The organism is Lampropedia puyangensis (genome assembly GCF_004833285.1).
In the GTDB taxonomy this organism is placed as follows: Bacteria; Pseudomonadota; Gammaproteobacteria; order Burkholderiales; family Burkholderiaceae_C; genus Lampropedia; species Lampropedia puyangensis.
The window spans coordinates 66,823-78,521 of sequence record NZ_STFG01000016.1; the positions used below are offsets into that span (position 1 = coordinate 66,823).

The 11,699-nt window shown below is 54.9% G+C and carries 9 protein-coding genes; 2 read left to right on the forward strand and 7 right to left on the reverse strand.

The window, feature by feature from the left end; all coding sequences use genetic code 11:
* Positions 1-24: 24 nt before the first annotated feature.
* From E9531_RS13220 to E9531_RS13235, 4 genes are all read right to left on the reverse strand, one after another.
* Positions 25-1,020 carry a PDR/VanB family oxidoreductase gene (locus E9531_RS13220; RefSeq protein ID WP_211343441.1) on the reverse strand — a complete coding sequence of 332 codons (996 nt, stop codon included), beginning with the start codon at positions 1,018-1,020 and terminating at the stop codon, positions 25-27.
* Between the two features lie 11 nt (positions 1,021-1,031).
* Entirely contained in the window at positions 1,032-2,099 is a 1,068-nt protein-coding gene (locus E9531_RS13225; RefSeq protein ID WP_136574239.1) for an aromatic ring-hydroxylating dioxygenase subunit alpha, read from the reverse strand.
* Between the two features lie 148 nt (positions 2,100-2,247).
* Entirely contained in the window at positions 2,248-3,153 is a 906-nt protein-coding gene (locus E9531_RS13230) for a LysR family transcriptional regulator (RefSeq protein WP_136574240.1), read from the reverse strand.
* A 35-nt stretch (positions 3,154-3,188) separates the two neighbouring features.
* Positions 3,189-4,676, reverse strand: coding sequence for an aminotransferase-like domain-containing protein (locus tag E9531_RS13235; protein WP_136574241.1), 1,488 nt, complete (start codon positions 4,674-4,676; stop codon positions 3,189-3,191).
* A gap of 224 nt (positions 4,677-4,900) precedes the next feature.
* On the opposite strand from E9531_RS13235, the gene E9531_RS13240 reads away from it, so the two are divergent.
* Positions 4,901-5,305, forward strand: coding sequence for a hypothetical protein (locus E9531_RS13240; protein ID WP_136574242.1), 405 nt, complete (start codon positions 4,901-4,903; stop codon positions 5,303-5,305).
* A gap of 117 nt (positions 5,306-5,422) precedes the next feature.
* On the opposite strand, the gene prfB is transcribed toward E9531_RS13240, so the two are convergent.
* A protein-coding gene (gene prfB, locus E9531_RS13245; RefSeq protein WP_136574243.1) for a peptide chain release factor 2 occupies positions 5,423-6,527 on the reverse strand; the annotation gives its coding sequence in 2 pieces (ribosomal slippage) (positions 5,423-6,445 and positions 6,447-6,527; 1,104 coding nt in all).
* A gap of 161 nt (positions 6,528-6,688) precedes the next feature.
* Positions 6,689-6,994, reverse strand: a complete 306-nt coding sequence (locus E9531_RS13250; RefSeq protein WP_136574244.1) for a hypothetical protein — start codon at positions 6,992-6,994, stop codon at positions 6,689-6,691.
* 473 nt (positions 6,995-7,467) lie between these two features.
* On the opposite strand from E9531_RS13250, the gene E9531_RS13255 reads away from it, so the two are divergent.
* Positions 7,468-10,104 carry a beta strand repeat-containing protein gene (locus E9531_RS13255; RefSeq protein ID WP_158291790.1) on the forward strand — a complete coding sequence of 879 codons (2,637 nt, stop codon included), beginning with the start codon at positions 7,468-7,470 and terminating at the stop codon, positions 10,102-10,104.
* A gap of 733 nt (positions 10,105-10,837) precedes the next feature.
* Here the strand turns inward: E9531_RS13255 and E9531_RS13260 are convergent.
* Positions 10,838-11,284 carry a hypothetical protein gene (locus E9531_RS13260; RefSeq protein ID WP_136574246.1) on the reverse strand — a complete coding sequence of 149 codons (447 nt, stop codon included), beginning with the start codon at positions 11,282-11,284 and terminating at the stop codon, positions 10,838-10,840.
* Positions 11,285-11,699: the final 415 nt, after the last annotated feature.

The following is an 11,699-nucleotide window of genomic DNA, read 5'->3' on the forward strand; positions in this document are numbered from 1 at the left end:
TTGCTGATGGCCAGCAAACTGGTGTTACAGCCCAAGCACCAAGCGAGGCGAGTGGCTGCGCGAGCAGCACAAGGCCACGTGTTGTGATGTGCCGCATTTTTCCGCTTCAGTCTGCACGGTGTCGCGGTGGTCTGGCTTGCCTGCGTGCACGGGCGTGAGGCAGGCGCCGCAAATGCCCATTTCGCATGACAGAGATACCTCCACCCCTTGGTCTTGCAAGACTGCTGCAATGCTTTGCCCAACTGGAATGACAAAGATGCTGCCTGTGGAGGCCAGTTCCACTTCGAAGGCAGCATCGGTTTGTGCGGAGGTAGTAGGCGCCGCCTGCGCGGAGGCTGGGGGCGCAAATGCTTCTTGGTGCAGCTGCGCTGAAGGCCAGCCCAATGCGGTCGCTTGAGCGGTGATGTGTTGCATGAACCCATGGGGCCCGCATATGTACAGATGGGTGGTGGTGTCAACTGCATGCAAGCGCGCAGGCAATTGGGTGCGGATGGATTGGCCTTCTTCACTGCAATGCACCTGGACTGTGCCATGCACAAAGCCCTTTAGCCATTGCCGCGCAAATGCGACTTGGCGCCGCTCGCGTGCGTAGTAGTGCAATTCAAAGGACTGCGCATGTCGCTCCAGTGTGTGCGCCATGGCCAGCAAGGGTGTAATGCCAATACCTCCAGCCATTAACACGCTGTGCGGCGCAGGCTGCAGCGCAAATAGATTGCGGGGAGTGCCAATGCGTAGCGTATCGCCCACGCGCAAGCGTTCATGGATATAGCGCGAGCCACCGCGCGAGGCGCTTTCATGGCGCACGCACAAGGTGTAGAACGCCGTTTCGTGTGGTGCGCTGGCGATGGAGTATTGCCGCACCAGCCCTGTGGGTAGGTGCACATCCACATGGGAACCCGCTTCAAAGGCCGGTAAGGTCGCTTGTGCATCGCTGGGGACAAGCCGCACGGCAAGGTTGCCCTGGCCTTGGGCCATCAGGGCGTCTACCTGCACATTCATCAGGGTTCGATTTGCAGTCATGGTTAACCCCTTCACGCCAAGAAAAAGTCACCAAAGCCCATGCGTTTGAGCCCGCGGCGGTAGGCAATGGAGCTGCGATCGGCTGGAATATGGGCCTCAAGTGTTAAGTCCAGTGGCAGGCGTTCAGGTCTTTGCGCTTCGACCATGACTCGGTCCTCTTCAAACACGCGCAGGTTGAACGCTTGGATTTCTTCGGCCGTCAGGTCTTTGTTGACGTTGCGCACAATGGGCACGAACAGGCGGGTTTGGCGTGCAGATACGGGCGACGCTGCATTCATGATGTGCTGTAATTTGCCATCTGGGAAGTGGATGGTGAGCACAGCTGTGAAAGGCAGATGCACAGCAAAGTGACGCAGCCAGACGAAATCTTCAGGTTCATGAAAACCTGAGCCCTTGGCATAGTTGGACATGCTGCTGTAGTAGTGCGCCTCAAACCCGTTGGGAGTCTCTTGGGTTTGGTAATCGGGCACGGTTTGGTTGTTCGAATCGGCAAACGTGGCGGTGTGAATCCAGGCGAAATGCGCCACGTCAATGAAGCCTTCGATTTGCCGCCCGGCAAAGCCTGCAATATCAAATGCAGGGCAGACCACTTGAACAAAATCGGGGTCGTCCCAATGGGGTAACTCGGGGATGGCCGGTGTTGCCATGGGGTCGGTTGGAGCCAGGCAGGTCCACACAAGGCCATAGCGTTCTACGCTAGGGTAAGTCAACAGGTTTAACTTCGCAGGCACAGTTTGTTGTGGGCTGGCTGGAATGCGGTTGCACTGCCCTTGCTGGCCAAAGCGCAGGCCGTGGTAGGGGCAGACCAAGCCTTGCCCGTCGTGCGAACCCATGGACAGCGGCACGCCACGGTGTGGGCATACATCGCGTGCCACGACCACTTCGCCATGTACGCGATACAGCACCAGTTGTTCATCCAGTAGTGTGGCTTTGGTCGGCGCTTGGGTGATTTCTTGCGACAGGGCCACCGGGTACCAATGCTGGGCCAGCAAAAGCCAATCGGGTGCTTCAAAGGTGCAGTGCGGAGGCAAGGCTTGGTGTTGCTTGCGGATGGCGACAACGGAGGCGGTGGCAGGCATGATCGTGGACTCCTAAGTGGGATTTTGTCTTCACTTTAGGAGCCTGATATGTTCTAGTCCATCACAGATAAATACATAGTCTGTTCTAAAAAATAGAACACCATAGAACCGCTAATGGCAACCAGGCAAATACCAATGCGGCGGTTGCCTATGTTGTGCGTGTTTTGAACGCGCTGGTGATTTCCGTGATGGCCAGTTGTGCCGCGCGTGAGTGTTGCCGGTAGGGTGCAGTACACAAGGCCAACTGAAAGGGGCGCGCCTGGCGAGTGCTCAATGGCACAAACGCCAGCCGGTTTTGGCGCACGTCTTCGGCCACATCCCAATGGCTTAGAACGGCAATACCAGCGCCTTCCATGATGAGTGAACGGATCATGCGCACATCGTTGCACTCAATCGCTTGCTGCACAGGCAATTGGTGGCGTGTGTACAGCGCAGCAATTTGCGGGTGAATCATCAGCGGCGCAGCAGCGACAATGTGGCGGTAGCCCATGGTTTTGCCAAATGCCAGCTGGCCGTTGGCTGCTAAGGGGTGCTCCAGCGGCATGGCAATGCCTAGAGGGCAGGGCGCCAGTGCCTGCATGTTTGCACTGTGCGCAGTGGATTCGGTCAGTAGCAAGCCAAAATCTACTTCAGCGGCATTGACGATTTCGACTATGTGCTGGTTATCGTGTACCCGAATTGAGAAGGTCAGACCGGGGTAGCTGTCCACAAGTTGGGCAATCGTTTGCGCGACTTGGCCGCTGCTCAGGGCATTGATGATGGCAATGCTCACATGTCCGCGCCGCAACCCTTGCATTTCGTCAAAACGCTCGCGCGTGCGGCTGTAGTCTTTGCGCCAGCGGCGGATATCGGCCAGCAGCATCTCGCCTGCAGCGGTCAAGCGCATGCCGCTGGGCAGTCGCTCAAACAGTGGCAAACCCAGCTCTTGCTCTGCCAACAGCAGTTGCCGGTCAATGGCGGAGGCGGAGACGTGCAGCGCTTCTGCCGCACGGCGCAAACTGCCTTGTTGTGCTACCTCCATAAAGTAGCGGGAAAAGCGGGTGAATGGCAACATGGCAATGGTTGGTGGGGGTGAATGGACTGCAGCGTTTAAGCTGTCTTGGCTAGCGTGGCGTGGATCCTGCATTGAGGCAGTAGCTGCGCCAGGATTCGGATGCCGTTTTCAATTTGTGCTTCCGATACCGCGCCATAAGACAGACGCAAAAAATGCGCCATTCTGGGTTTAGACGAGAACATCGGGCCCGGTGCGGTCAGTACGCCTTGCTCCAGTGCCCGCTTGCTCAACTCCAGCGCTGATGCGTCATCAGGCAGTCGCAACCACAGCATCATGCCGCCGCTGGGATAAATCACCTGCACTTGTGTGCCGAAGCTGCGTTCAATGGCTTGGGCTGCACAGTGGCGCAATTGCTGCAAGTGCGCCTGGAACCGCAGCAGGTAGCGGTCATAGGCTTGGCTTTCCATGAAGGAAGCGGCTGTTAACTGGTTCAGCTCATCAATGTAGCGGCTTTGGCTGTATTTGAGCATCTCGACCCGTGCCTGCCATTTGCCTGCAGCCATCCAACCCAAGCGCATGCCAGGCGCCAGTACTTTGTTGAGCGAGGAGCAGTAAATGACCGAGCCATCGCTGTCCCAGGCTTTGGCGGGTTTGCCTAGGGCTTGCTCTGGCCCTGTCTGGGCATAGATATCATCTTCAATCAACGGCACTTGGTAGCGTTTGCACAATGCCACTAAGGCTTGCTTGTTGGCATCGCTCATGGAGCAGCCCAGTGGGTTGTGCAAAGTGGGCATGCAAATGACGGCACGTACAGGCGGCTGCTGTGTGTCGAGCGCCATCTCCAGCGCATCAAGGGAGATGCCATGCTCTGCACTGGTGGGGATTTCAAGAGGCTGAAGGCCTTGTGCTTCGAGTGCTTGGAGCACACCGTAAAACGTGGGCGATTCGACTGCCACCACATCGCCTTTGCTGCACACGGCACGCAAGGCCAAATTCAGTGCCTCAATACAGCCGTGGGTGATGGTGATGGCCTTGCCTTCTAAAGGCATGCCGCGCTCAGCACAGCGGCGTGCCAATACGGCCCGCAGTTTAGGGTGGCCGTACCGGCGCGCAAACGTGGTCAAGATTTCTGGATGGCGCCGCAACACGCTGGTGGCCGCACGATTGAGTTGGGCTGTTGGATAAAGGCTGGGGGATGCCACGGCAGTCATGAAGTCAATATGCACAGGCTTTTGCTCTGCCTCGGCCAGCCATTGAGAGATCAGTTGGTGCAAACCGTCGTAACGTTTGGCCCAATCTTCTGGCAGCTCTGTGGGGTGCGTAGTCGCGGTGCTGGCTGCGCTGGGGGATGTTGTCTGCTTGTGTGCCTGCACATCTTCCACAAAATAGCCCGCCCGTGCTTTGGCGCGCAGCAAACCCCAGTCTTCTAATACATGGCATGCCTGCACAGCAGTGCTCATGCTGACTTGCTGGGTTTGCATGATGTGCCGAATAGAAGGAAACCGGTCACCGCGTTTAAGCGCACCTGAATGGATGATGCGCTGGTATTCGTCGGCAATTTGTTGGTAAAGCGGCTGTGTCATGGCATGGCTGGAAGCAGTTAGGCCACCAGTTTGCCACTAAGTAGGACGACTGTACCGATACAGATTGTGCCGATTGCTTTCGATACAGATGCTTTCTGCCCGCGCTGTGTACGGCAATTGATGGTGTTGCTGTGGCTGTTGCAATGGCCTTGCGTTACCTACAGTCATGGCATGCCTTGGGCCATGTCGGTCGGGGCTATTTTGAGACTGAAAGTTGCTTGATCATGTTGCACAAAACATTGCCTTCCACCCCAAATATTGGCGCCTTGAGTCATGAGGTGGCATTGCATGCACGCAGGCCTTGGTGGCTTTGGGTGTGGCATCGCTTACTGGCTATGGGTGTTTCGCGCCCCAGCGAGCCTGTTGAGATGGACGTCTTTCCAAACCAAGCTCACTATGTGTCTTTACAGCGCAACGCATTGGTGATTACGCAGCAAGGCCGCTGCAGAGTCATACTGCCCATGCAATGGCATGGCGCACATGTATTGCAACCCCATGTGTTGCTGTGCGAAGGGGATGTGTGGGAAGTGCCTGCCAGTGGTGAGTACCAAGTGCAAGCCTGTATGGGGCCGGGTTCAGCGCAACAAGACCTGATTGCCGCCAAGCTTGTGCTGTGCCCTGTTCGCTAATACCCGGTGAGCCGCTTGCCAGGCATGTAGGCAGACGGCATTTTTCACGCTGCACCGCGTGTATGCGTGCCAACCACAACCTTCATGCAAGGCACATTGGCTGTGGTGGCTCTGTGCTTATACGCCTTGCTTGAGCGAGGCTTCAATAAACGCATCCAAATCGCCGTCTAGCACTTTTTGCGTGTTGGAAATTTCGACGTTGGTACGCAAGTCCTTGATACGGCTGTTGTCCAGCACGTAACTGCGGATCTGGTGGCCCCAGCCGACATCGGTCTTGGTGTCTTCGAGTTTTTGCTGCTCTTCCATGCGCTTGCGCATTTCAAAATCGTAGAGCTTCGAGCGCAGGCGCTGCCAGGCCACATCACGGTTGCTGTGCTGGCTGCGGCCATCTTGGCACTGCACCACTATGCCGGTAGGAATGTGCGTCAGGCGCACAGCCGAATCGGTTTTGTTGATGTGCTGCCCACCAGCACCAGAAGCGCGGTACGTGTCAGTGCGCACATCGGCCGGGTTGATATTGATCTCGATGGAGTCGTCAATCTCAGGGTAGACGAACAGCGAGGCAAACGACGTGTGGCGCCCCCCAGACGAATCAAAGGGCGACTTGCGCACCAAACGGTGCACGCCTGTTTCAGTGCGCAGCAGACCATAGGCATATTCGCCTTCGACCTTGATGGTCGCGCCTTTGATGCCGGCCACATCACCAGGGGTTTCGTCTTCAATCGTGGTTTTAAAGCCCTTGCGTTCAGCGTACTTGAGGTATTGGCGCAGCAACATGCTGGCCCAGTCATTCGCCTCGGTTCCGCCTGCTCCGGCTTGAATATCAATGAAGCAGTTGAGCGGATCGGCCTCTTGGCTGAACATGCGGCGAAACTCCAGCTCCTCTACCGGTGCCTTGAGTTCATTGGTGGCCGCTTCAATCGCTTCCAGGCCACTGTCGTCGCCTTCTTCCTTGGCCATCTCGAACAGCTCGCCGTTATCAGCCAGCTCTTGCGTCAAGCGCTCTAGCGTCAGCACCACGCCATCAAGCAATTTCTTTTCTTTGCCCAACTCCTGGGCTTTTTTCGGGTCATTCCAGACGCTGGGATCTTCCAGGCTGGCGTTGACGGTTCTCAGACGTTCGAATTTGGCATCGAAGTCAAAGATACCTCCGTAAGTCCTGGGTGCGTGCACTCAAGTCTTCAAGGTTGGTTTCGATTTGGTTGATGCGTTCTGCTTCCATGGTGTTCTCTCAATCAAAGGCGTGAGCAAGTGCGCAACGCAACCGCGGCGGCGCGTAGCGTGCTGAAAATGCGTAACCTGCGATTTTCGCACGTTGCAGTAACCCCGGCTACTGTTTGGCCAATCCAGTGAGTTTGCTCGGACTGGCGGGTGGTACACGCATCAGGCATTGCTGTATTTGTGGTTTTTTTTCATTTTCTTGCAAAAAAAGCGCTCCAAATACCTGAACTCAGGGATATACAAGTAGTTGACGATTAGTAAAAATTCAGATTGTAAAATTTTTTTACCTCTACTAACTGTCAAGTCCCGACGATTATTAGGTTTGAATTTGAACTGCACCGGGAATGAATGGGGCGATTCAGTGCCGATGAAAATCACATCTGTACCACCACACAACGTGAGTTCACCCGCCAAAAGCCCAACCAGTGCGAATCGGTTAATTGCCAACCAGCTTTGCGTCATGAGCATAGCTTGCGGCTCCCGGAATATCCCGTCTTCGTAGCAGGACTCGATGGCCAGCAGTGGCTTTTAAAAATAAGCATTTTTAATTGCAGACGGGCTAAAAAACACATATAGTCACATTTTTAAAAAAATTGACAATATTGCCTCTCTTTCGAATCACCGAATCTCATTGCAAATTCACCCTGAATGGGCTGGAGTGATAGACACACTATGCGGGAATGTTTGATTGCGCCATTGAAGCCTGTGGCAAGCACCTCCATAGGACGCAACCAATGGGGATGAGGATGCGGTGCTGATCCAGTAAAGCAAAGCACACCACTGAATGTGTGGGCAGCGCAACCCACATTGCGCGTATGGCAATGTGGGCGAGCGGTTTCCCCCAAATGGATGGAGACTGCACACACCCGATAGCACACCCTATTGATTGGTCTGCCTTGGCAGAGAGAAATGCAAAAGCGATTGACGCAAAGGACTTTGGAATGGACTCCCCCCTCAAAACGACAGTGCTGAAGACCACGACCCAATGGCTCTTGGCAGGCTTACTGCTGTTAGCTTCTCTGGCCAGTATCGCCCAGACCAACCAGCCTCCGCTCGTCACGGGCAGTCATATCAGCATCTCCGGTGGAACGGGCACTGCCGGTGCCTATAAAATTAACGACACCGTTACTGCAACGTGGAACAACACGGCCAGCAATGGCGATAACAATGCCGGCATCACGAGTGTCACCGTGAATTTCTCCCAATTCGGGGGTGGCTCTGCCGTAATGGCCATCAATTACGGCAATTTCTGGACTGCGACTTACCAGATCACCGCAGGGAGCATTGACCTCACGAGTCGCAATGTGAGTGTGACCGCCACAAATGCCGGTGGCAGCACCACGACGGCAGGTACGGCCAATGCCACGGTCGATAACATTGCACCCACCGTCACGGATGGGCGCATCAGCATTTCCGGCGCAACCGGCACAAGCGGCGCTTACAAAATTGGCGATATGGTGACCGCGACTTGGAATGACACGGCCAGTGGCGATAACAACAGCGACACGATCAGTGCCGTCACAGTGGACTTTACGGATTTTGGCGGCGGTGCAGCGGTTTCAGCCTCCAATAGTTCAGGCAACTGGACTGCTACTTACACCATTGTTGCGGGCTCTATTGATGCGGTGAACCGCAATGTGCGTGTGACGGCAAGAGACAACGCGGGCAACACCACCACCACGCCAGACACTACCAATGCCACGGTTGATAACATTGCGCCCTATGTGGTCAGTATCACGCCCGCAGGCGGGTTCCTCTCCAGCGACACCACGGTGGATTTCACGGTCGACTTCAGTGAGCCGGTTTCCAACGTCTCTATCGATGATTTCACGCTTGTCCCCACCGGCCCGGCAAACGGCACCATTACCAGCGTATCGGCGTCCGCCGGCAACTCGATCACAGTGACGGTAAGCGGGATTACCGGCGCCGGCACACTCAAAGTGAATTTGAATGGCTCAACCAACATCGTTGATGATGTGGGCAATCCCATTGCCGCTTATTCCAGTGGTAGCGCCCACACAGTCAATATATTGACGGCGCCAGCTGCGCCCACCATTGGTTCTGCGGTGGCGGGTAATGGGCAGGTTTCAGTCGCCTTTACGGCGCCGCAGAGTAGCGGTGGTTCTGCAATTACCGGTTACACCGTGACATCCAACCCAGGCGGTATTACTGGAGGTGGCAATGGCTTTACCTCATCGCCAATCATGGTTTCCGGTTTGACTAATGGCACGACTTATACCTTTACTGTTACTGCGACTAATGCGATTGGAACCAGTGCAGCTTCGGCTGCATCAAACAGCGTAACCCCAAAAGCGCCTAATCAGGCACCGGTTATTTCAGGTACTCCACCGACCCGTGTTAATCAGGATACTGCGTACGTCTTTACTCCAAGAGCCACGGATGCTGATGGTGATACGTTAACCTTTAGCATTACCAACATACCGTCCTGGGCCAGCTTTGATCTCGCAACAGGTGCGTTAACCGGCAGACCAGCTAAAGCCCATGTGGGTGTTACTTCAGGAATTGTGATTACGGTCAGCGATGGTGAGTTTAGCGTGAGCTTGCCTGCATTTAATTTGACCGTGATTAACGTCAATGATGCGCCGACCATTGCCGGTGTGCCACTCACATCGGTAAGCCAAGGCCAGCCGTACCTCTTTGTACCTACTGCCGCTGATGTGGATGTGGGCGCGGTGTTGACCTTTACGATCAGCCATCTACCGGCTTGGGCCAGTCTTGATCCTGCCACGGGTACGCTCAGTGGCACACCAACCGATGCAGATGTGGGAACCACCACCTCAGATATCGTGATTACCGTCTCTGATGGAGAGTTGACTGCTAGCCTTCCTGCATTCGACCTCAGCGTGACTGCGCACCCAGTGGTGCCGCCGGTCGCAGATTGGGGGAACATGCTTGACCAAGATCAAGATAGCGTTCCAGATGAGGTGGAGGCCTTGGTGCCCAGCCTCGATGGTGTCAGCCGTGGCGATGGCAACGGGGATGGTATTGCGGATGCCACTCAACCATATGTGACTTCTCTACCCTGGCAACAAAGCCCTAGCGGTGAGCTCTCTTATGTCACCTTAAGCAACGACAGCCAGTTGGCTCAAAACCAAGTGACGACGTCGCCTGCGCCTAGCGGCCTGCCTCATGGCCTGCAACTGCCCTACGGTTTGCTTAGTTTTGAAGTGACAGGCGTTCCCCATGGTGGTACGGTGAATTTTTCGGTGTATGTGGATGCCGATGCAAAGGTCGACGGCTATTACAAGCAAAACCGTGAAACCGGCCAGTGGGTCAATATCGCAACCGGCATCCACCCTAATGGCGCCCGTAAACGCATCGATTTTTCACTGACCGATGGTGGCCCATTCGATATGGATGCCGCCGCCAACGGGAGCATTGTGGACCCCGGTGGCCCCGGCATGATGGCGACCCATTCATTAGAGCCGGTGCCAGTGCCTGTGCAATCGCCTTGGTCTGTCGCGGCAATGGCCATGCTCTTGGCTGGTGTCGCTAGCCGCTGCACGCGGCGTAAAGCAGGTTTACGACAATCCCGTCAAAGCAAAAGCACAGCGTAAGCTTGCTGCTTTTTTATATGGGGGCTCGATAATTCGGCCCCCATAGATCGCCGCCATTACTTCTCAAAACGAAGGGCCTACCTCGCGCTCTGCGCCCAGCAAATCTTTCAGGCTGTTGAATTGTAAGGCTGCATCGATTTGATTTTGGAACGTCAACCTTCAATCGTTTGATAAATAGGGCCTGGCTGAGGCGTTCAAGCAAGTGACGGATCGTGGGCATGGGTTGTGCAGTACAAGCCCAAGCCCAAGCTGGTCATTTGCACTGGCGTTGGTGAGCGAGATAACTTCTTTCGCGCCTTCACTGACGGGCAGAAGCCAGAGCAAATCTAACTCCCGGATTTCGCCATCAGTGTGGCTCGCTTTGACCAAACGCTAATCTGCGTTAGCCCTTTCTTCGGCGGACCTTCGGGCATCAACTCCTACGAAAAGATGGAGCAGTTGGTCAGCAGCACCAAGGCCTTGTTGCAGCTCAAATAGACCATGGTGGTGACAATCTTTCAGCGTTACATGGACTTCGCCCGACTTACCCGCCGCGCTCCCCACCAAGAGGCAGCTCAAGACTTCAGCTAATGAGGCATAGCCAGCACTGCTGTCACGTTAGCAAAGCATTTCAATCTCACCGCCACAGGCGATACAACGACATTCACTGCAAAGTAGGGGCTGTACGCCTCGTAGTTCCCAACGGCTACCAAGGCTGAAATACAGCGTCAACATAGGGCGGTTAGCCACATGCTCAACCAACTCGTAGCGCTGAAGTAGGCTGATCTGATACGCTCACGCGTATTTCAAGCCGGTTGGTTGGCTCATCACACCCAGCCATGGTCGTAAAGCTATCTTCTAATGTGATCTGTCCCTGCGGGTCTGCGCTATAGCGCCATGACATAAAGTTACAGACTTTAGTGCCTAAGTAATCATGGTTAAACCATATCAACAAACGCTCGCTACTGAAAACTTCCATGCCCTCATTGAATAAATCAGTTTGTATATTTCCATGCTGATCGTAGGCATTCAGCAGCTCCCATCTCAGTGTGGTGAGGACATTTGTGGTGGTTTTTTCGGGCTTATCAAGGGCCACTATTGGCTCGGACTCGTTGCCTGAATGAACGGCATTCTGGCCAGCTGCCATGGCGCAGCTTGTCGCAGCTAAAAAGCCAATTAAAAATTGGTAAAAAATCACCATACATCTCCTTCGGTTCCTCAAGGTACGCCAGCACAGTAGCGTCAAATCAGTACCGCCATGACGCCGCTATGTATCGTCTTCCCACCATCCTACCCATCAAAATCAGTCACGCAACCTCCGTCACGACCAGCATCACTTGGCCGGAAGCAGCTAAAACTTCATAAAGCAAGGAGTGACCCGCACTGATGCCGCGTCGACCAGCCACTTCAACCCCAGCCATTTCACAGTCACTAACAGTGCACAGCATTAACCGCAGACAATCAATTGCTAGGCCGTGACGACTGGATCATCCGCGGCGGAATCTGCGACTCTACCCTTCTTTCACTATCAAATCACAGCGCAACAATTGCCGGCATCTTCAATACCCTGCTAGAATCCCTTGCTTCGCTGCATGCGACCCAAATACAGGAGAGGT

What these genes read in the sequence shown, in the direction of transcription:
- E9531_RS13225 (WP_136574239.1), bottom strand. Translation starts at nt 2,099, where the DNA reads ATGCCTGCCACCGCCTCCGTTGTCGCCATCCGCAAGCAACACCAAGCC.
- E9531_RS13235 (WP_136574241.1), bottom strand. Translation starts at nt 4,676, where the DNA reads ATGACACAGCCGCTTTACCAACAAATTGCCGACGAATACCAGCGCATC.
- E9531_RS13255 (WP_158291790.1), top strand. Translation starts at nt 7,468, where the DNA reads ATGGACTCCCCCCTCAAAACGACAGTGCTGAAGACCACGACCCAATGG.
- E9531_RS13240 (WP_136574242.1), top strand. Translation starts at nt 4,901, where the DNA reads ATGTTGCACAAAACATTGCCTTCCACCCCAAATATTGGCGCCTTGAGT.
- E9531_RS13260 (WP_136574246.1), bottom strand. Translation starts at nt 11,284, where the DNA reads ATGGTGATTTTTTACCAATTTTTAATTGGCTTTTTAGCTGCGACAAGC.
- E9531_RS13230 (WP_136574240.1), bottom strand. Translation starts at nt 3,153, where the DNA reads ATGTTGCCATTCACCCGCTTTTCCCGCTACTTTATGGAGGTAGCACAA.
- E9531_RS13220 (WP_211343441.1), bottom strand. Translation starts at nt 1,020, where the DNA reads ATGACTGCAAATCGAACCCTGATGAATGTGCAGGTAGACGCCCTGATG.
- E9531_RS13250 (WP_136574244.1), bottom strand. Translation starts at nt 6,994, where the DNA reads ATGCTCATGACGCAAAGCTGGTTGGCAATTAACCGATTCGCACTGGTT.